Origin of the sequence: Marinobacter sp. (assembly GCF_044799475.1) — a bacterium.
GTDB lineage: Bacteria > Pseudomonadota > Gammaproteobacteria > Pseudomonadales > Oleiphilaceae > Marinobacter.
The window spans coordinates 1,520,393-1,540,645 of the sequence record NZ_CP085217.1 but is presented as its reverse complement, the minus strand read 5'-3'; the positions used below and the strand labels follow the sequence as shown (position 1 = coordinate 1,540,645).

At 59.2% G+C, this 20,253-nt stretch carries 19 protein-coding genes; 6 read left to right on the top strand and 13 right to left on the bottom strand.

Features of this window, described 5'->3' with window-relative positions:
* The first annotated feature begins 3 nt into the window (after window positions 1–3).
* Window positions 4–459 carry a DUF2489 domain-containing protein gene (locus LG327_RS07195; RefSeq protein ID WP_404367801.1) on the top strand — a complete coding sequence of 152 codons (456 nt, stop codon included), beginning with the start codon at window positions 4–6 and terminating at the stop codon, window positions 457–459.
* A gap of 61 nt (window positions 460–520) precedes the next feature.
* Here the strand turns inward: LG327_RS07195 and LG327_RS07190 are convergent, their stop codons facing one another.
* The 3 genes from LG327_RS07190 to LG327_RS07180 form a co-directional block, all read right to left on the bottom strand.
* Complete coding sequence (locus tag LG327_RS07190; RefSeq protein ID WP_404367798.1) at window positions 521–1,888, bottom strand: aminoacyl-tRNA deacylase and HDOD domain-containing protein; 1,368 nt, start codon at window positions 1,886–1,888, stop codon at window positions 521–523.
* 118 nt (window positions 1,889–2,006) lie between these two features.
* Window positions 2,007–4,082: an ATP-dependent DNA helicase RecG gene (gene recG, locus LG327_RS07185; protein WP_404367795.1), complete on the bottom strand. Its 2,076-nt coding sequence runs from the start codon at window positions 4,080–4,082 to the stop codon at window positions 2,007–2,009.
* 15 nt (window positions 4,083–4,097) lie between these two features.
* The gene (locus tag LG327_RS07180) at window positions 4,098–5,060 is read right to left on the bottom strand and encodes a LysR substrate-binding domain-containing protein (protein WP_404367792.1); all 963 of its coding nucleotides are present in this window, start codon (window positions 5,058–5,060) and stop codon (window positions 4,098–4,100) included.
* 58 nt (window positions 5,061–5,118) lie between these two features.
* On the opposite strand from LG327_RS07180, the gene LG327_RS07175 reads away from it, so the two are divergent.
* The gene (locus LG327_RS07175) at window positions 5,119–5,979 is read left to right on the top strand and encodes an NAD-dependent epimerase/dehydratase family protein (RefSeq protein WP_404367789.1); all 861 of its coding nucleotides are present in this window, start codon (window positions 5,119–5,121) and stop codon (window positions 5,977–5,979) included.
* On the opposite strand, the gene LG327_RS07170 is transcribed toward LG327_RS07175, so the two are convergent.
* From LG327_RS07170 to LG327_RS07150, 5 genes are all read right to left on the bottom strand, one after another.
* The gene (locus LG327_RS07170) at window positions 5,980–6,366 is read right to left on the bottom strand and encodes a RidA family protein (protein ID WP_404367786.1); all 387 of its coding nucleotides are present in this window, start codon (window positions 6,364–6,366) and stop codon (window positions 5,980–5,982) included.
* Between the two features lie 90 nt (window positions 6,367–6,456).
* Window positions 6,457–8,607, bottom strand: coding sequence for a RelA/SpoT family protein (locus tag LG327_RS07165; RefSeq protein WP_404367783.1), 2,151 nt, complete (start codon window positions 8,605–8,607; stop codon window positions 6,457–6,459).
* A gap of 180 nt (window positions 8,608–8,787) precedes the next feature.
* Entirely contained in the window at window positions 8,788–9,000 is a 213-nt protein-coding gene (gene rpoZ / locus LG327_RS07160) for a DNA-directed RNA polymerase subunit omega (RefSeq protein WP_404367780.1), read from the bottom strand.
* Between the two features lie 172 nt (window positions 9,001–9,172).
* A complete protein-coding gene (gmk, locus tag LG327_RS07155) occupies window positions 9,173–9,805 on the bottom strand; it encodes a guanylate kinase (protein ID WP_404367777.1) in 633 nt (210 codons plus the stop codon).
* A 42-nt stretch (window positions 9,806–9,847) separates the two neighbouring features.
* Complete coding sequence (locus LG327_RS07150) at window positions 9,848–10,714, bottom strand: YicC/YloC family endoribonuclease (RefSeq protein WP_404367774.1); 867 nt, start codon at window positions 10,712–10,714, stop codon at window positions 9,848–9,850.
* 158 nt (window positions 10,715–10,872) lie between these two features.
* On the opposite strand from LG327_RS07150, the gene rph reads away from it, so the two are divergent.
* Complete coding sequence (rph, locus tag LG327_RS07145; protein WP_404367771.1) at window positions 10,873–11,592, top strand: ribonuclease PH; 720 nt, start codon at window positions 10,873–10,875, stop codon at window positions 11,590–11,592.
* A 60-nt stretch (window positions 11,593–11,652) separates the two neighbouring features.
* On the opposite strand, the gene LG327_RS07140 is transcribed toward rph, so the two are convergent.
* Entirely contained in the window at window positions 11,653–12,459 is an 807-nt protein-coding gene (locus tag LG327_RS07140; RefSeq protein WP_404367769.1) for an exodeoxyribonuclease III, read from the bottom strand.
* 81 nt (window positions 12,460–12,540) lie between these two features.
* Here LG327_RS07140 and pyrE point away from each other — a divergent pair, with 81 nt between their 5' ends.
* Both pyrE and LG327_RS07130 read left to right on the top strand, forming a co-directional pair.
* Window positions 12,541–13,179, top strand: a complete 639-nt coding sequence (gene pyrE, locus LG327_RS07135) for an orotate phosphoribosyltransferase (protein WP_404367766.1) — start codon at window positions 12,541–12,543, stop codon at window positions 13,177–13,179.
* Between the two features lie 148 nt (window positions 13,180–13,327).
* Window positions 13,328–13,987 (top strand): DUF4124 domain-containing protein, encoded by a 660-nt coding sequence (locus LG327_RS07130; RefSeq protein ID WP_404367763.1) that lies wholly within the window; start codon window positions 13,328–13,330, stop codon window positions 13,985–13,987.
* A gap of 107 nt (window positions 13,988–14,094) precedes the next feature.
* Here LG327_RS07130 and LG327_RS07125 read toward each other — a convergent pair whose 3' ends face one another.
* Together LG327_RS07125 and LG327_RS07120 are read right to left on the bottom strand one after the other, a co-directional pair.
* The gene (locus tag LG327_RS07125; protein ID WP_404367761.1) at window positions 14,095–14,517 is read right to left on the bottom strand and encodes a hypothetical protein; all 423 of its coding nucleotides are present in this window, start codon (window positions 14,515–14,517) and stop codon (window positions 14,095–14,097) included.
* Between the two features lie 173 nt (window positions 14,518–14,690).
* Window positions 14,691–15,032 (bottom strand): DUF2782 domain-containing protein, encoded by a 342-nt coding sequence (locus LG327_RS07120; RefSeq protein WP_404367759.1) that lies wholly within the window; start codon window positions 15,030–15,032, stop codon window positions 14,691–14,693.
* 116 nt (window positions 15,033–15,148) lie between these two features.
* On the opposite strand from LG327_RS07120, the gene polA reads away from it, so the two are divergent.
* Window positions 15,149–17,926 carry a DNA polymerase I gene (polA, locus tag LG327_RS07115; protein ID WP_404367757.1) on the top strand — a complete coding sequence of 926 codons (2,778 nt, stop codon included), beginning with the start codon at window positions 15,149–15,151 and terminating at the stop codon, window positions 17,924–17,926.
* Between the two features lie 54 nt (window positions 17,927–17,980).
* Here polA and LG327_RS07110 read toward each other — a convergent pair whose 3' ends face one another.
* A complete protein-coding gene (locus LG327_RS07110) occupies window positions 17,981–19,102 on the bottom strand; it encodes a PilT/PilU family type 4a pilus ATPase (RefSeq protein WP_404367754.1) in 1,122 nt (373 codons plus the stop codon).
* Between the two features lie 36 nt (window positions 19,103–19,138).
* Window positions 19,139–20,173 carry a type IV pilus twitching motility protein PilT gene (locus tag LG327_RS07105; protein WP_404367751.1) on the bottom strand — a complete coding sequence of 345 codons (1,035 nt, stop codon included), beginning with the start codon at window positions 20,171–20,173 and terminating at the stop codon, window positions 19,139–19,141.
* Window positions 20,174–20,253: the final 80 nt, after the last annotated feature.

The following is a 20,253-nucleotide window of genomic DNA, read 5'->3' as shown; positions in this document are numbered from 1 at the left end:
GACATGCCAGTGTGGCTTCAGTGGACACTCATCGTTGCCGGCATTGCGGTTATAGCATTGCTGGCAGCGTTCATAATAAGGCAGGCCGGCACCCTCAGAAAGGCCCGGGCCCGCGCCTCGCGCAACCAGGCCTTCCGGGAGGAACGCCGTGACAGCATGATCCAGAGCATCCAGGTGCTGGCCATGGCCATTGAGCAGGACCAGGTGGAGTACTCCGAAGCCTGTTTGCGCATCAAGGGCCTGCTGGATCATGTGTCACCCGGTCTGCTCGCACAGAGCCCCTACCGGATTTTCCAGGAGATGCACGATCACCTGGAGCACATGCCAACCCACCAGGCCCGGCAGGACACGGATGTCAGGTTTGTCCAGAAGATGGACCGGGAGCGTTACGCGCTGGAAACCGAACACGCCGACAGCATTCGCCGCGCCGCAACCGCCATCCGTCATCACAGGTTTTGATCACGGGCTCTGATCAGGGGGCCAGACACAATCGCCCATCCCTGCTCCCGGCAGGGCCGGCTCAGCTGTTCATCATGCCGGCCATGGCCATGATGGCCTGCCGGTTGCTGACCAGTTCGTCAAACTGCTCGTCCACCTTTGCACGGTCCAGACCCAGCGCCTGATAAATGGAATCCGGCACCTCTTCCGCCGCGCCCAGGGGAACGCCGCGGGCAATGAGAAGCTGCCGGCCCAGCCAGAGAATTCTCGGGTAAACCTCAAACTCCCCCTGATAGTCCGGATTCTTCTGATGCCGGATGGCGACATTGATTTCATCGGGCATGCCCCAGTTGCTCATGAGCTGGGCACCTATCTGCTCTCTCGTCACGCCCAGCAGGTAATGCTCAATAACCGAGGTATCGAGGTGCGGATTTACTTCCCAGCAGCGGCACGCCAGTTTGAAATGGGGCGGAAAGACCTGAGCCAGCACCAGATAACCGAAATTGTGCAGAAGCCCGGCCAGGTAGGCCAGGCCAAAAGCCGGACGCTCTGCCCTGGGCATCATGCTGGCCAGAACACCGGCAGACTGGGCCTGCCAGATCGCCTGCTGCCAGTACCCCAGATAACCCTCGGGCTGGTCTGTGGGCTGTTTGAGAGCACGCCCCAGGGCAAGGCCCATTGCGAGGTTCATCACCAGATCAAAACCCAGCACGCGGGAGACCGCGTCGTGCACCGACCGCACCTGGCCGGCGGCGGCATAGAAAGAGGATGAAGCCCAGCTCACCACCTGAGCCGCCAGGCTTGGATCACTCTCCACCACATCAACCAGGTCCCCCATGACCGCATTGGGATTGACCCTCAGATGAATGATCCTCTGTGCGGTTTCCGGCAGAGGTGGCAGCTCCAGGGTGTCATCCAGACGTTGCTGGATCCTGAGGCTGGTGAAGCGTTTGAGGGCCGAATGGAGCTGTTCCCGGTCCTTCTCGGGCTGGCTGAGATTGACTGACACAGATGCCACGGACACGGCAAAGGACAGGCGGCGGGCGTTATCAGTCAGTTGGCGGAAATGCTCGCCGGTCAGCTCCAGACGGGCGTTCTGGTCCACGAACAGGAGCGTGACCCTGCCGAGCCGGTCCACCGCGGAATCCACCAGGGTGGGCCAGCCGGTCAGTGACGGAATGGGAGGAAGCTCCCGGCGCAGGCCAAGGCGTTCCCTGATGCGGGCCTGCTGCTTGCGGGAGACTAGCGCCAGGTCCCGCCCAAGGTCCTTGTTGAGGGCGGCAAGATCCAGCAGATCGTCTTTCCGACAGATGGCCTGGATCTGGCCCAGACCGTCCTCCAGCAGCACCATGCGCAGAGGTTCATCCATCTCTGTATTGCTGGTTTCACGCAGCTTCAGCTCCGGGACAAACTTTTCCAGTGCCTGTCGCACTGCAACGGGTAATTCCATAGTGTCCACCTGTTTCTTTCGTCAGCAGCACAGAGTCGTGCCTTATTATCGTTTTTAATGAGTGTAACCCGGCCCGTCAGGATAACGAGCCTGCAGCAGCAGATACCAGAGCAGCCGTTCAGACATCGCCGTAGCGAATGCGCTCCCCCAGCCATCGGCGAATGATGGCATCGACACTGCCGGAGTCTCCCATCATCGCCGGCGCCATTTCGCGGACGGCCTCTATCCAGCCCTTGTCCCGCTCAAAATCCGCCAGCCGGAACTGCATCATGCCAGTCTGGCGGGTGCCGAGTACCTCGCCCGGCCCCCGTATTTCCAGGTCTTTTTCGGCAATTACGAAACCATCCTGACTCTCTCTCAGCGCCTGGAGCCTTGCCCGGCCATTCCCGGACAGGGGTGGGTGATACATGAGCACGCAGAAACTGGCCTCTTCGCCCCGGCCCACCCGGCCCCGCAGCTGGTGCAACTGGGCAAGTCCGAGCCGTTCCGGATTCTCTATAATGATCAGCGAGGCATTGGGCACATCCACCCCCACCTCGATTACTGTAGTGGCCACGAGCAGATCCAGCTCACCCTCCTTGAACCGCTGCATGACAGTGGCTTTCTCCTGGGCCTTCAGGCGGCCATGAACCAGCCCCACCTTGAGTTCCGGCAGCCGCTCCCGCAGCGATTCAGCAGTAACCTCGGCGGCCTGACACTGCAATGCCTCGGACTCCTCGATCAGCGTGCAGACCCAGTAGGCCTGACGCCCGGTGCGGCAGGCATCGCGAACACGGCCGATGATATCGTCCCGACGGCTGTCAGGAAGGGCAATGGTTTCGATGGGTTTTCGCCCTGGTGGCAGTTCATCGATCACCGAGGTATCCAGGTCGGCGTAGGCGCTCATCGCCAGTGTTCGCGGGATCGGTGTGGCCGTCATGATCAGCTGATGGGGTGCCAGCGCATCAGCCGCCCCCTTTTCCTTCAGAGCCAGGCGCTGGTGGACGCCAAAACGGTGCTGCTCATCAATAATGACCAGGCCCAGGCGGTCAAAAAGGACATCATTCTGGAACAGAGCATGGGTGCCAATCACCATGGCACTTTCACCGCTGGCCACCTGCTCCAGCATCGCGGCGCGGGCTTTTCCCTTCACTTTGCCGGACAGCCAGCCAGGCCTGATTCCCAGCGGTTCCAGCCATTCCCGGAAATTGTTGTAATGCTGCTCCGCCAGGATCTCGGTGGGCGCCATCATCGCCACCTGGACACCGCTGCCAATAGCCTGCAGCGCCGCCAGAGCGGCTACTACCGTCTTGCCGGAGCCCACGTCACCCTGGACCAGACGGAGCATGGGCACTGGCTGACTGAGGTCCTGACGGATCTCGCTCATCACCTGCTGCTGGGCGCCGGTCAGACGGAATGGCAGGCTGTCGAGAAAACGCTCCACCAGGTCGCCCCGGGGCAACAGCGGCAGTGCCTCCCGGGCCTGAATCTGCTGCCGAACCCGGAGCAGGCTGAGCTGGTGTGCCAGCAGCTCTTCCATCACCAGTCGCTGCTGGGCCGGATGCCTGCCTTCCATCAGCAGATGCACGGGGGCATCCGCCGGGGGGGCGTGTACCAGTTCGACCGCCTCGGAAATGCCGGGCAACTGATAGTCCGCCAGCATGGCTGGGGGCAGCCAGTCGCGGATGGGATAGCGTTTCAGGTACGCCAGCGCCTGCTGGCAGAGGCTGCGAACCCTGGGCTGCTGTATCCCTTCGGTCAGGGGATAGACAGGTGTCAGCGTGGCTTCGCTGTGGGACGCCATGGGGGCTGGATTGACCTGGTATTCGGGATGATAGAACTCATACCCCGCCCGGCCCGGCCGGACTTCGCCATAACAGCGGACCCGCTGGCCCTCGGCAAGCTGGTTCTTCTGGGCGGCACTGAAGTGAAAAAACCGCATCACCAGAAAGCCGGAATCGTCACGCAGGGTGACCTGCAGGCTGCGTCGCCGCCCCATCATCAGATCTGCCTTGGCCACCTCCCCCTCGACCACGGCAACGTCCCCCACCCGAAGACTGCCCATGGGGACAATGCGGGTGCGGTCTTCATAACGGTGCGGCAGGTGGAACAGCAGGTCCTGCAGGGAGTGAACACCCAGCCGTGCAAGGGTGGCTGCCAGCGAGGCACCCACGCCCTTGAGCGCCGTTACCTGGATATCCTCCAATGATGTCATCGGGGTTTCTTTTCCTCAGGCACTGGCCGCAGCGACAGGGGTATCCTTGCGGGCTTTCTCCATGACGCGACACTGACTGGCCGCCAGCGAGAGCACGTCGATGGCTTTGGGCCGGGGGAAGGTTACCCGCCAGGCCAGTGCCACTGTCCGGGAAGGCACGGGTGCCACAAACGGACGCACCGCAAGAATATTCTCCTGATACTGCATCGCTGTCGCCGCAGACAGCGGCAGAATGGTGATGCCCAGGCCGGAGGCCACCATGTGGCGGATGGTTTCCAGGGAACTGCCCTCGGTCACGAGGGACGGGCCGGAGGGGGAAGCCGCCCGCGCGGTCATTGCCTCCACCAGAGGCGGGCAGGATTCCAGCACCTGGTCCCGGAAGCAGTGCCCCGGCCCCAGCAGCAGAAGCTGCTCCTGGGACAGTTCCTCGGCGGTCAGCGCCTTCCTTTCGGTCAGGGGGTGATCTGCCGGCAGCAGCACCACGAAAGGCTCGTCATACAGAGGGAGAGTGACCACCTCGGGTTCTTCGAACGGTAGCGCAATGATGATGGCGTCAAGCTCGGAGTGGCGCAGTTTCTGCCTCAGGTTGGCGGTGTAGTTCTCCTCGATGAACAGGGACATCTGTGGCGCGGCGCGTCTCAGTTCCGGTAACAGATGGGGGAACAGGTAGGGGCCTATGGTATAGATGGCACCCACCTTGAGGGGGGAATTGAGCTGGTTTTTACCATCCTGGGCCATGTCCCGTATAACTCCGACCTGGTCCAGCACCCGCTGGGCCTGCTCAATGATACGCAGGCCTGTCTCGGTAACCCTTATACTGCTCTTGCTGCGCTCGAACAGGGGTACGCCCAGTTCGTCTTCCAGCTTTTTCACCGCGACACTGAGAGTGGGCTGGCTTACATGACAACGCTCCGCCGCACGGCCAAAATGCTTCTCCCGGGCCAGGGTGACAATGTAGCGCAACTCGGTCAGGGTCATGGGCGGCTCCAGTCTGGGATTTCATTTATCGCATACAGAATAAGGATTGAAATTGACTATGGCAATGATCCACAACACAAACCTGCCACGAATCCTGGTGGCAGGCTGCGGCGCCCTGGGCGGCATGATCGCCCGGGATCTGAGCGGGAAACACCAGGTATTTGGCCTGCGGCGCACGCCTTCCAAAGTACCGGCGCCGGTCGAGGCAGTTGGCGCGGACCTGCTGGATGCCGAAGGGCTGACCAGGGCAGTACCTGAAAATCTTGATGCCCTGGTGTATTGCCTCACCCCTTCCAGCTATGACGAGGAAGGTTATCGGGCCGCCTTTGTGACCGGGCTTCAGAATCTGCTTGGCGCCATCAGAGGGACCCGGCCAAAGCGGCTGATTTTTATCAGTAGCACCAGTGTCTATCATCAGGACGACGATGGCTGGGTGGATGAGACCAGTCCGACCAGACCAGCGCGGGCCAGTGCAAAACAGATCCTGGAGGGAGAAAGGCTGGCACTGGATAGCGGCATACCCGCGACGGTGATCCGTTTCAGCGGGATTTACGGCCCCACGCGGCGACGCTTTCTTGAGGCAGTTGTAAAGGGCAGGATGGCGCCATCAAAACCCGCGCCCTACACCAATCGCATACATGAGGAAGACGCGGCCCGTGCCGTGGTTCACCTGCTGACACAGTCCCTGGTGGGCGCGGAAATCCAGAATTGCTACCTTGCCAGCGATTGTGCGCCGGCAGGTCTGGATGAAGTGGTGGAGTGGATCAGGCAGCAGACACCCTGTGCGCCGCCGGCAGCGGATGCCCGCACCGGAGGCCGGGCCGGCAGCAAGCGCTGTGACAACCATCGCCTGCGGGACAGCGGCTTTGAGTTTGACTACCCGGACTACCGGGCAGGATATGGAGAGATGATCGGCTGATCAGCTCAGAACCATGACAGCATCCATCTCTACCGGTACACCCTTGGGCAGGCCCGAGACCTCGATGGCGGCGCGGGCGGGATAGGGCTCCTGGAAATAGGTCGCCATCACTTCATTGACCGTGGCGAAATTGGTCAGATCCGTCATGTAGATGTTCAGTTTGACGATATCCTGCAACCGACCGCCGGCCGCCTCGCATACAGCCTGCAGGTTCTCGAATACCTGCCGGGTCTTGGCGGCAAAATCCCCGGCTACCACTTCCATGGTTTCCGGCACCAGCGGGATCTGGCCCGACAGGTATACTGTGTCCCCGGCCTTGACGGCCTGGGAGTAAGTGCCTATTGCCTCAGGCGCATTCTCTGTCTGAATCACCGATTTGTTGGTCATGGCCCTCGATCCTTCTCAATTATGGGAAATGAAAAAAGCAGCCATACTCACCCCGACCGCCAGGCATGTCAACTCCGGGGCGGCCAGCAATCAGTGTCTGATCCGGCTGATATGAGTTACTGCACGGATGTTGCGTATCCGCCTCATCACCCGAGCCAGGTGGCGGCGGCCATTCACATGCACTACGAGACTGACGATGCTCAGGTGGGTATTCTGCTCTTCCACGTTGATTCGCTCAATGTTGCCATCCGCCACCGCGACCGCGTTTGCCACCTCGGCAATAATTCCGCGCTGGCGCTCAAGTTCAACTCTCAGCTCAACGGAGAATTCATCCGCAATGTCCTTGGCCCACTTGAGATGGGTTAAATGCCCCTGGGCATCATTCATTTCGGGCAGACGGGAGCAGGTGTCGCTGTGAATGACCATACCATGCCCGGAGTCCATGACCCCCACCACCGGATCACCCGGAATCGGCTTGCAGCAGTTGCCGAAACGCACCACCATGCCTTCCGTGCCGTGGATGGTAAGCGGACTACGGGAGCCAGGTGCGCCGCTGCGGCCTTTGTGGGGCTCAGCCTCTGCTTCGGCGGAAGCCCCGCCGCTGAGCAACTGCCGTGCCACCAGATAGGCCATGCGGTTACCCATGCCGATCTCGCTTAACAGCTCATCGAAACTGTCCACCTGATTGTGCTGCACCACCGAATCGATCTGGCTTGCGCTGATATCCGAGAGACTCCGGTCGAGGCCGTTAAAGGAACGTTTGAGAAGAGTTTTACCCAGCTCCACGGATTCGGTCCGCTTCTGGGTCCTGAGCACCTGCCGGATACTGCTCCGGGCCTTGCCGGTGACCACGAAACTGAGCCACGCAGGATTCGGTCGGGCGCCAGGAGCAGTGATGACTTCGACGGTCTGGCCGCTCTGCAGTGGCTGGCTCAAGGAAGCGAGATTGCGATTGATCCGGCAGGCCACGCAGGCATTGCCGATATCCGTGTGAATGGCATAGGCGAAATCCACCGGCGTCGCCCCGCCGGGCAGTTCCAGAATCTTGCCTTTGGGCGTGAACACGTAGATCTCATCCGGGAAAAGGTCCACCTTGACGTGCTCGATGAACTCCAGCGAGTCATCCGCCCGCTCCCGCATTTCCATCAGCCCTTTGACCCACTGGTTCACCCGGTTCTGGTTAACGAGGGACACCCCGGATTCACCATTCTTGTACATCCAGTGGGCGGCGATGCCGTTGTTGGCAATATGCTCCATCTCTTCCGTGCGTATCTGGATTTCGATATTCACATGCATGCCGAAGAGAGTGGTGTGCAGGGACTGATAGCCATTGGCCTTGGGCATGGCAATGTAATCCTTGAACCGGCCCGGAAGCGGCTTGTACAGGCTGTGCACGGCTCCCAGGATGCGGTAGCACTGCTCCTCGCTATCAGTGATGATGCGAAAGGCATAGACGTCCATGATTTCGTGGAAGGATTTCTGCTTGAACTTCATTTTGTTATAGATGCTGTGCAGATGCTTCTCACGGCCGATGATCTTCCCCGGCAGTCCCCTTTCAGCAAGTCTGGCCTCCAGCCTGCTCCGGATTTCCTCGATGATTTCCTGGTGGCTGCCCCGCAATTTGCTTACCGCCTGCGAGATGTATCTGGAGCGCATGGGATAGAGGGAAGCAAACCCGAGATCTTCCAGCTCCGTGCACAGACTGTGCATGCCAAGGCGGTTGGCGATGGGCGCGTAAATATCCAGGGTTTCGGTGGCAATCCGCTGGCGTTTTTCGTAGGGGAGAGGGCCGAGAGTCCGCATGTTGTGCAGCCGGTCGGCGAGCTTTACCAGGATAACCCGGATGTCCCTGGCCATGGCGAGGGTCATTTTCTGGAAGTTCTCCGCCTGGGCCTCCGCCCGGGTACGAAATTCGATCTGGGTAAGCTTGCTGACACCATCCACCAGGTCGGCAACCGGGTCCCCAAACTGTTCTGACAGGGCATCCTTGGGTATGCCTGTGTCCTCGATCACATCGTGCAGCATGGCCGCCATCAGGCTCTGGTGATCCAGCTTCAGGTCGGCGAGTATGTGGGCAACGGCCAGGGGATGGGTGATGTAGGGCTCGCCGCTACGGCGCTTCTGGCCCTCGTGGGCCTGTTCGGCATAATAGTACGCACGCCGCACCTGATTGATGCGGGACGTATCCAGATAGGTACCAAGCTGATCTGCCAGCCTGTCGACCGTTGCCTCTTCTGACACCGTGCCCCCGTATACAGCAAAAATGCGTTCCAGAAATCCAGCGACAAAAAAACCCGAATGCGTGCATTCGGGTCCTTCCGATGCTCTTCCAGAGAAGGCGACTGCTGTCACCTTCTTCTTTAACACTATAAAAGCGTCAGAGCAGAATTCAATGCCTGTCCGGCGACAGCAGAGAAAATCTTATTCCTCGTCATCCACCTTCAGCAGATCACGGCTGATCATGCCTTCGGCAATTTCACGCAGGGCAATGACGGTCGGCTTGTCGTTCTCTTCCGCAACCATCGGCTCATAGCCCTTGGTTGCCAGCTGACGGGCACGCTTGGTGGCCAGCATGACCAGCTGGAAACGGTTATCAACGTGCTCAAGGCAATCTTCAACAGTTACTCGTGCCATATATTCCCCGACTGTATTCGTGACTGATGCTTGGTGGCTGGTGTTGCGGATCCGGACCTGCGGAGTCCCACAGACAAGCGAGCCGCCTAGTTTAATCGCAAGCGTTCAATTTGTATACATGCGCACTCGGAAAGGCCCGGGCGGCCTCCCAGAGTCAGGCTCCGCTTCTGTCTCAGCTGACGCCAATCAGCTGAGACAGAAGCGGGCCATGGCGTCGCTGCTGGGCATCCATGCGGAGACGCTGGGCAGACACAATCGCCTGGAGATCGTGAAGGGCCACGTTGAAGTGGTCGTTGACCACCAGATAATCGAATTCAACCGCATGACTGCATTCTTCGCCGGCTTCCCGAAGCCGGCGCGCAACTACTTCCGGAGAGTCTGTACCACGGCCCAGGAGCCGGGCCTGGAGCACTTCCGGCGACGGAGGAACGATGAAGATGCCGACACAGTCCGGCATCAGCCGGCGAACCTGTTCGGCTCCCTGCCAGTCGATCTCCAGGATGACGTCCCGGCCTGAGCGCAGGGTCTGCTCCACCCACAACTGAGACGTACCATAATAGTTGCCAAACACATCGGCGTATTCGAAAAACTCACCGCGACCAATCATGGCCTCAAAGGTCTCACGATCAACAAAGTGATAGTTGACCCCTTGCTGCTCGCCCTTGCGCATTGGCCGGGTGGTGTGAGACACGGAGACCTTGAGCCTCTCGTCCTTCTCAACAAGTGATGTCACGAGACTGGTCTTGCCGGCCCCTGAAGGCGCTGATATTACGAACAGCGTGCCTTTTTCTACTGCCTGATTCATTGCTGGCTCTACTCCACCCTTGGGTTAATCCGCCGCCGCGGCCTATTCCAGATTCTGCACCTGCTCGCGCATCTGTTCGATCAGCACCTTCAGGTCAACCGCGACCCGGGTCACCCGGGCGTCAATGGACTTGCTGCTGAGGGTATTGGCCTCGCGATTGAGTTCCTGCATGAGAAAGTCCAGCCGCCGGCCTATACCCCCTTCCCGCGCCAGGGCCTCTGTTACCTCGGCAATATGGGCGTCGAGGCGCTCCAGCTCTTCTGCCACATCGGATTTCTGCGCCAGCATGATCATCTCCTGGGCCAGCCTGTCCGGATCAGGCTCTACGCTCGCGGCCCTGAATCGCTCCTGCAGGGTCTCTTCCTGCCGCGCCAGCAATTCAGGCATCAGTTTGCGCACCTCGGCCACCCCCCGGGACATGGCCGCAAGACGCTCCTGAAACAGCGGCAGAAGCCGCGCGCCCTCCCGTTCCCGGGCAGCCACCAGGGTGGCGACCGTGCGCTCAAAGAGCTCTGCGGCTGCGGCCTTCACCGGAGTGAAGTCAAGCTCCGGCGAAGCAAGAACCCCAGGCCAGCGAAGCACCTCCAGGGCGTCAATATGGGCCGGGTTGTCCAGAATCCGGTTCACCTGATTGGCTGCATCGCTAAGGGCTGTTACCAGTTCCACATTGACCTGGAGGTTCTGTGCCGGAGCTTCCGCTGTCTGCAGCCGCATGCCAACTTCCACCTTGCCCCGGCTGAGCTGTTTGCGCAGAGATTCGCGAAAGCTGTTTTCCAGTTCCCTCAAAGCGTCAGGCAACCGGAAAGAGGGCTCGAGATAACGGTGATTCACAGTCCGGATCTCGCACGTCAGTACGCCCCAGGAGCCCTGGGCATCCTCCCGGGCAAAGGCTGTCATACTTCTGATCATGGCGGCTCCGAAAAGATCAGTAAACGGGGAGGCCCAGTTTAGCAGCCCTCCAGCGTCCGAGGCGACCTTCCGCCGCAACGGAGGTCCTGCATGTTATACTTTTGCATCTTCTTCGGCCGGCGCGCGCCGACCATTCATGACCCAATTCAGGATTGACTATGCGACCAAGCGGAAGACCTCCGGAGCAACCCAGAGATATTCGAATCACGCGCCATTACACGCGCCATGCCGAAGGTTCAGTGCTGGTGGAGTTCGGGGACACCAGGGTGATCTGTACCGCCTCCGTTGAAAACCGGGTTCCGCCGTTTCTGCGGGGCGAAGGCAAAGGCTGGATTACCGCAGAGTACGGCATGCTGCCACGATCAACGGGCAGCCGCATGGGCCGGGAAGCGGCCCGGGGCAAACAGGGCGGACGCACGGTGGAAATCCAGCGCCTGATTGGCCGATCTCTCCGTGCAGCAGTGGATCTTTCCCAGCTTGGCGAGCACTCGATCACTATTGACTGCGACGTTATCCAGGCTGATGGCGGGACCCGTACAGCGGCCATCACTGGCGGCTGCGTTGCCCTGGTTGATGCCCTGAACAGCCTGGTCAAGAACGGCCGGCTCAAACGCTCACCACTGGTTCAGATGGTGGCGGCGGTTTCCGTGGGCATATACAAAGGCACGCCGGTAGTGGACCTGGATTATCCGGAAGACTCAGAGGCGGAAACCGACATGAATGTGATCATGACGGACAAAGGCGGCTTTATCGAAATCCAGGGGACAGCGGAAGGTGCGCCGTTTGTGCAGGAGGAGCTTGATAACATGCTGCAACTGGCCAAAAGCGGTATCGCCCAGCTGTTTGAAATCCAGAATGCTGCGCTCGAAAAGGCGTGATAAGTGGTGCCCTCAGCCCTGAAAAGGGCTGAGGGCCGTCAGAACCCGATCAGTCCGTAACTACAGACCTGGTTCAATGTCGTAGTCCATTATAACCGGCGCATGGTCGGAAAACCGGGTGGAATTGTCGATCCAGCCATCGGCGACGGTTTTGCGGATCCCCGGTGTCACTATCTGGTAATCCGTCCGGATACCCGCATTTCTGCGCCACCCCTCTGCCCATTCAGGCCACCAGGTATACTGATTGCTCTGGCGGTTGATTTCCCGGAACGCATCAACGGCCCCCATCTCATCGAACAGACGGTCGAACCAGGCCCGCTCGTGGGGCAGAAAACCTGAGACATCCAGCTTGTGATACCGGGAACTGGCATCGGTGACGTGGTGGGCAGCCTGGAGATTGGCGCACAGGATAAACTGACGACGCTTGCGCAATGTCTTCTGCATATGAAGGCCAAACGCCTCCATGAACGCATCCTTGTGATCCAGCGCTGTCATTTCCCCGCCGGCCAACAGCTCATCCTCCCGACCAAGGGCGGACGGTGCCAGCACGGATGCCACACTCACCCGGTCAAAATCGGCCTGTATGAAGCGGCCTTCCCGGTCCGCCTGCTCGCTGGCAAACCCGTACATGATGGCCTTGGGAAAGTGCCGGGTATAGATACCGACACCACCATCCTCATTCTTTTCGCCGTCGATGAAATAGGCCTCGTAGCCTTCCGGAATCAGGCCGAGGTCTTCGATTTCCCAGGCCCTCATACGGTGGTCCTGGACGCAGACAACGTCAGCGTCCTGGCTGGCCAGCCAGTCAAAGAAGCCCCTGTCAACGGCCTGTGCCAGACCATTGACGCTGATCGAAACTACCCGCATACGTGTTCCCTGATTCGGTTTGAGTGTATGATACCGGTTTTATACGCTTTTAAAAGAACCCAGCCTGCCAGAAGCCTTGCCATGTACGACTACCAGCGTGATTTTATTGAATTTGCCATCCAGCGGGAGGTCCTCCGTTTTGGCGAATTCACCCTGAAGTCCGGACGCAAAAGCCCCTATTTTTTCAATGCCGGGCTGTTTAGCCAGGGTGATGATCTGGTCCAGCTCGGTCGCGCCTATGCCGCGGCAATCCGGGATAGCGGACTGAATTATGACGTAATTTTTGGCCCTGCCTATAAGGGCATCCCCTTGGCTGCCGCGACAGCAATGGCACTGGCCCAGGCTGGTGACAACCGGCCCTGGGCCTTCAACCGCAAGGAAAAAAAGGCCCACGGTGAGGGAGGCACTCTGGTTGGCGCGCCCCTCCGCGGTCGCGTGCTGATCGTAGATGACGTTATTACCGCCGGCACCGCCATCCGGGAAGCGATCGCTCTCATCCGCCAGGCAGGCGCCGAGCCGGCGGGAGTACTGATCGCTCTTGACCGGCAGGAGCGCGGCAATGGCAACCACTCCGCCATCCAGGAGGTGGAAGCCGAATTCGGAATCCCCGTGGTCAGCATTATCCGCCTGGACCAGATACTGGCCTGGCTTCAGAACCGGCCGGACTTTACTGACAATGCCAGACTGGTCGAGGATTACCGGAAGACCTATGGCGTCTGACCGACCCTGCCGCTGGCAGCCAGGACTGCCTGAAAAGGTCCCTGACACACTGCAACACTGCTTAACCAGATAGAACGTGGACCCGGCGCACAGATTTGCTATGCTCAGATGAAGGATCTCACCACCTCTGGAGCCAATCCGTCCAATCATGAACCGCCCGGTCAAAGCCAGCCTTTTCGTTTCCCTGGCCTCGGCATTGCTCATCAGCACTGCCGTGGATGCCCGCATGTATCGTTATATGGACGAGAATGGCCAACTGGTGATCAGCAACACCGTGCCTTCGGAGGCATCGTCCCGGGGCTATGAAATCCTCAATGAAAAAGGCTGGGTGGTGGAAACCATTGACCCTGCCCCCACTCAGGAGGAGCTCGCCGAGCGCGCAGCCGCGGAAGAACGGGCAAGACAGCAGGCTCTTCAACAGCAGGAAGATGCCAAACTGCTACGCCGCTTCAGTCACCCGGACGAAGCCGTCAAGGCCATGTATCGCAAGCTCCAGGAAATGCAGAGCCTGAACCAGCTCAAACGCGGCAACATTGCGGTACTTGTCAACCAGCTTGACGAGGTGCAATCCCGCGCCGCTGATCTTGAGCGCTCGGGCCGGGAAATACCCCAGACAACCCTCGAAAAGATCGACCGACTGCAAAACCAGGTCCGTGAAATCGAACGGGAAATCGTTGTCCAGAATGCCGAGATAAGCGCCGTCAGAAAGGTGTTTTATGAAGACATAAGGCGTCTGGAAAACATCACCGGCAAAGAGCGCACACTCCCCCTGGACCCAGCAAAAGCCGACATGGCCGACAGCGACTAGCTTTCCGGTAAACCTCTGCCCGACAACACAGGATTCTACAAACAAAAGGCCGCCCGTAGGCGGCCTTTTACTTACAGCTTACAATCTGCTTTCGAAACCTTGCTGCCTCAGGCAGAAGTGGTTTCTGAAGAGGCTGCAGACTTCTTGGCTGTGGAGCTCTTGCGGGTTGCAGTCTTCTTCTCACCGGCAACTTCTTTCTTGGCAGTCTGGGCTGCAGAAGATACTTCTTTTGCGGTGTCGGATACGGAATCCGCTCCTTCAGCAGCTTCTTTCTCCAGCTTGGCGGCCAGATCAGCAGCAAAGCTGCCAACACGATTGTTCAGGCTGCGAAGCTGGTCGAACAGGTTTTCGCTGTACTTGTTGTAACGCAGACGTACGTTGTGGATGTTGTACTGACGTACTTCTGTTTCCAGCCTTTCAGCGTAATCAAAGGGCTTGGCAGCCAGCTTCTTCTGCTGCTCTTCTGCTGTGTTGATGCCCTTGTCTACAATTTCCTGAATCTGTTGCTGATAGCTTTTGAGCTTACCCATGATAAATCTCCTACTGAGTGTGATCTTCGTGCCTGAAGAAGCACGAGTAGCATTGACCGGCGACTATCCGCCGTTCTCTGAGTTCAGGAGCGAGATTACGCACTAAAATTAGAATGTTCATACTAAAGGAAGGAAACAACAGCGAAAAAGCTGACGAGAGCTTTGCATCCCTGTCACCAGCGAAAAATAATCCAGTTGGGCACCATTGTCCGAGGCCGGTCCTCCCGCATGAGGTCTCCGCTTTCACCCGGAACCAGGTAATAGGCAGGGCCCACCTTTGGCACCACCTTGATCTCCTGCAACTGGCCGTTCACCCGGTATTCGTAAAAGGTGGCATCTTCACCCGATGTGATGATCACCTGGGGCTCGTTGGGGTTGCGCTGGTAGTCCGAGGTTACCACTGGCTCATCGGGAGTTTCAGCCGGCTCGTCAAGCGCTTCGGAACCCTGTGCCAGCGCCAGAACAGGAAGTAGAAGTGTCAGTGCGAGCAGTCCGGGGACAGGGTTCGTTTTCATGATAACCTTGCTGATCAGATGGTTGAGGTGCCTGTGAAAACTGTCATCAGCAGGCGCTTCTACCGAGATTTACACAACGCTTCCCAGTCTTCAATCAGAATCCGGACCGATTTGATATGAGCCAGCAAAAGACCCCGCCGGTCGTTCTCGTGGACGGTTCCTCCTACCTGTTCCGCGCCTATCATGCCCTGCCCCCGCTCACTAACAGCAAGGGTCATCCCACCGGAGCAATCAAAGGCGTGATCAGCATGATCCGCCGGCTGGAGCATGATTTTCCCGACTCCCCCATTGCCGTGGTGTTCGACGCCAAGGGCAAGACCTTTCGCCATGAACTCTACGAAGAGTACAAGGCTCATCGGCCACCCATGCCCGATGACCTCGCCAGCCAGATAAAACCCATTCATCAGATCATCGAAGCCATGGGGCTGCCCCTGCTGATCGAACCGAATGTCGAGGCTGACGACGTCATTGGCACACTGGCGGACGAAGCCACGGACAAGGGTGTGGGCGCAGTCATCTCTACCGGCGACAAGGACATGGCCCAGCTGGTCAGTGATCATGTCACCCTGATCAACACCATGACCTCCACCGCCATGGGCCGGGAAGGCGTTATCGAGAAATTCGGTATAGCTCCGGAACAGATCGTGGATTATCTGGCCCTGGTAGGCGACCCGGTGGATAACATCCCCGGCGTTCCCAAGTGCGGGCCCAAAACTGCCGTCAAATGGCTCCAAGCCTATGGCGACCTCGACAACCTCATGGCCCATGCTGACGAGATCAAGGGCAAGATTGGCGAGAACCTGAGGGCTGCCCTCGACACTCTGCCCCTGAGCCGCGAACTGGCCACCATCAGAATGGACGTGAAACTGGAATTCGGCATCGAGGAACTGGATCCGAGGCCCAGGGACAAGGCACGGCTGAAGGAGCTGTTCGGCGAGTTCGAGTTCAGGAACTGGGTTGCCGAACTGGACGAACAGAATGGCTCCGCCGCCCCTGCCATGAATAGCCCGGAAAAGAACGGCGCAAACACGGCCACAGAGGCGCCCCTCCCGGGGGCGGAGCCGGTTCCAGCATCTGCCGTAACCAGAACCTACACCATGGTGACCCGCCAGGATGAGCTCGACGAATGGGTGCGGCGCCTGGAAGCGGCTGATCTCTTCGCCTTTGATACCGAGACCACCAGCCTGAACTACATGAATGCGGAGATTGTGGGCCTTTCCTTTGCCATTGAGCCAGGGGAAGCGGCCTACGTGCCCCTGGGCCATGATTACATGGGAGCGCCGGAGCAGCTGGACAGAGACACGGTACTGGCACAGCTCAAACCACTGCTGGAGAGCCCGGCCCACGCCAAGGTGGGCCAGAACCTCAAATACGATAAAAATGTACTGGCCAACCACGACATCCATCTTGACGGCATTGCCGAGGACACCATGCTTGAGTCCTATGTCCTCAACTCAGTGGCCTCCCGGCATGACATGACCAGTCTGGCACTCCAGTACCTTGGCGAGCCCACCATTACCTTCGAGTCCATTGCCGGCAAAGGGGTAAAGCAGCTCACTTTCAACCAGATAACCCTGGAGCAGGCTGCTCCCTATGCCGCGGAAGATGCCGACATCACTCTGCGCCTGCATCATGTGCTGCGCCCCCGGCTCGCTGAAACTGGCAGGTTGAGAGAAGTGTATGAAAACATCGATCTGCCCCTTGTACCCGTGCTCTCCCGTATGGAAAGACGCGGGGCACTGATCAGTGCAAGCACTCTCAAACAGCACAGCCAGGAACTGGCAGAGCGCATGGCCGAACTCGAAAAGGAGGCCCACGAGCAGGCAGGCGAGGTGTTCAACCTGGGTTCCCCCAAACAGCTGCAGGTCATTTTTTACGACAAGCTGGGGCTGCCGGTCATCAAGAAAACCCCAAAAGGGGCGCCCTCCACGGCAGAACCCATCCTGCAGGAACTGGCCCATGACTATCCCCTGCCCAGGGTGATCCTGGAGCATCGCAGTCTGAGCAAACTCAAATCCACCTACACCGACCGCCTTCCGGAAATGATCAACCACCGCACCGGTCGGGTGCATACCTCCTATCACCAGGCGGTGACGGCAACCGGCAGGCTGTCCTCTTCCGAGCCCAACCTGCAGAACATTCCCATCCGCAGCGAACAGGGACGGCGCATCCGCCAGGCCTTTGTTGCGCCGGAGGGCCGCAAGCTGGTGGCCGCGGATTACTCCCAGATCGAGCTTCGCATCATGGCTCACCTTTCCGGGGACCGGGGCCTGCTCGACGCCTTTGAAAAGGGGGAAGATATTCACCGGGCAACGGCGGCTGAGGTGTTCGGCACCTCTGTCGATGATGTGAGCGATGATCACAGACGGAGCGCAAAGGCGATCAATTTCGGCCTGATCTACGGCATGTCCGCCTTCGGCCTGGCCCGGCAGCTTGGCGTTGAGCGCAAGGTGGCACAGGAGTATATCAACCGGTATTTTGAGCGTTACCCCGGGGTGCTGGAGTACATGGACAACATCCGCCGCCAGGCCCACGACGATGGCTATGTCGAAACCCTGTTCGGACGGCGCCTGTACCTGCCGGAGATCAACGCCCGCAACAAGCAGATGCAGCAGGCCGCAGAACGGACCGCCATCAACGCCCCCATGCAGGGAACCGCCGCCGACATCATCAAACTGGCCATGGTGACCGTGGAAGACTGGCTGCTAAGGGACTATCCGGACGATGCCCGGATGGTGATGCAGGTCCACGATGAGTTGATACTTGAGGTGCGGGAAGCGGTCATGGAAGAAATCCGGGAAGGCCTGACCAGCCGCATGTCCGCAGCAGCCAGCCTGAAGGTACCGCTGCTGGTGGAAGCCGGGGCTGGCGACAACTGGGACGAGGCCCACTGAGGCGGCGGCCCCGGCTGCCCCCATTCCTTCCGGCAGGAGTCAGGGCCCCCTGGCTCAGTCGCCCTGGATCGACAGCTTGTCGATGCTTTGCGACAGTCGGTCGGCTCCCTGTGCGTCTGTGCCCAGCTTGATCATCAGCCTCAGATCGTTGGCGGAATCGGCATGAGCCAGAGCGTCCTCGTAGGTAATGGCACCTTCGGCGTACAGCTCGTACAGGGCCTGATCGAAGGTACGCATGCCCGCTTCCCCGGACTTGGCCATAAGCTCTTTCAGCTTGTGCACATCACCCTTGCGGATGATGTCTGCCACCAGCGGTGTATTGATAAGCACTTCAATAACCGCCCGGCGCCCCTTGCCATCCGGCGTAGGGATCAGCTGTTGGGCTACTATGGCCCGGAGGTTCAGGGAAAGGTCCATCCAGATCTGGTTGTGCTGATCAGGATGAAAGAACTGGATAATCCGGTCCAGAGCCTGGTTGGCGTTGTTTGCGTGCAGGGTGGCGAGACACAGATGGCCGGTTTCGGCGAACTGCACTGAGTATTCCATGGTCTGCCGCGTGCGCACCTCCCCGATCAGAATCACGTCGGGCGCCTGCCGCAGGGTGTTCTTGAGGGCCACCTCAAAGCTTTCGGTGTCCACCCCAACTTCCCGCTGCGTCACGATACAGCTGTGATGCTGGTGAACGAATTCAATGGGATCCTCAATGGAGATGATGTGACCGCGGCTGTTGCGGTTGCGGTGGCCGATCATCGCCGCCAGCGAAGTGGACTTGCCTGTGCCTGTGGCCCCCACAAACATAATCAGGCCCCGCTTCGTCATGGCCAGGTCCTTGATGATGTCCGGCAGGCCAAGCTCGTCCAGCTGGGGAATCTTCACCTCGATCCGGCGCAGCACCATGCCGCAGAGGTTGCGCTGGAAAAACGCACTGACCCGGAAACGGCCGACCCCCCGTTCACTGATGGCGAAGTTGCACTCCTGGGTTTCGTCGAACTCGGCCCGCTGCTTGTCGTTCATGGAGCCATAAACAAACTCCCGGGTCTGCTCCGGAGTCAGTGCATTTTTGGTCACAGGCAGCACTTTGCCGTTGACCTTCATGCTGGGCGGCACACCCGCCGTGATAAAAAGGTCTGAACCGCCTTTTTCGACCATCAGACGAAGCAGTTTTTCAAAATCCATGAGCGCACCTGTGCAGTTCTACTGAAAATAGACCGGCTAGAAGTTGTCCGGCATCTTGGCCTTGGCCCTGGCCGCCTCGCGGGAAATCAGTCCTTTCTGCAGCAGTTTCAGAAGGGTCTGGTCGAGCGTGGTCATGCCAAGGGAGCCACCGGTCTGGATGGCTGAATACATCTGCGCGACCTTGTCTTCCCGGATCAGGTTCCGGATAGCCGCAGTACCAATCATGATTTCATGGGCTGCAATCCGCCCGCCCCCCATTTTCTTCATCAGGGTCTGGGAAACAACCGCCTGCAGGGACTCCGACAGCATCGACCGCACCATCGACTTCTCGGCGGCGGGGAATACGTCCACTATCCGGTCAATCGTCTTGGCGGCGGAGGTGGTGTGCAGCGTGCCGAATACCAGGTGGCCGGTTTCCGCCGCGGTAAGCGCAAGGCGGATAGTCTCCAGGTCCCGCAACTCACCCACCAGGATGATGTCCGGATCTTCCCGGAGAGCGGAGCGCAGGGCCTCGTTGAAGCCCAGAGTATCCCTGTGGACCTCGCGCTGGTTCACCAGACACTTTTTGGATTCGTGGACGAATTCGATCGGGTCCTCGACCGTCAGAATATGCTCATAACGGGTGTCGTTGATGTAATCGAGCATCGCTGCCAGGGTGGTGGACTTGCCGGAACCGGTTGGCCCGGTCACCAGCACCAGCCCGCGGGGCACCGAGGAGACATCCTTGAAGATCTGGCCCATGCCAAGATCTTCCATGGTCAGCACCTTGGAAGGGATGGTCCGGAAGACCGCGCCGGAACCCCGGTTCTGGTTGAAAGCGTTGACACGGAAACGGGCAACACCAGGTACTTCAAACGAAAAGTCGGTTTCAAGGAATTCTTCAAAATCCTTGCGCTGCTTGTCGTTCATGATGTCGTAAATCAGCCCGTGCACTTCCTTGTGGGCCATGGGCGGGAGGTTAATTCTGCGAACGTCACCATCAACGCGGATCATCGGGGGAAGCCCGGCGGACAGGTGTAAGTCGGACGCACCCTGTTTTGCCGAGAAAGCAAGCAGTTCAGTAATATCCATGGAATTCCTCGGAAAGCTTTTTACCTTGGCATTTCAGTGGCCTGCGGGTAACGTGTCAGTCTGTTTCAGCCGCCAGTGAT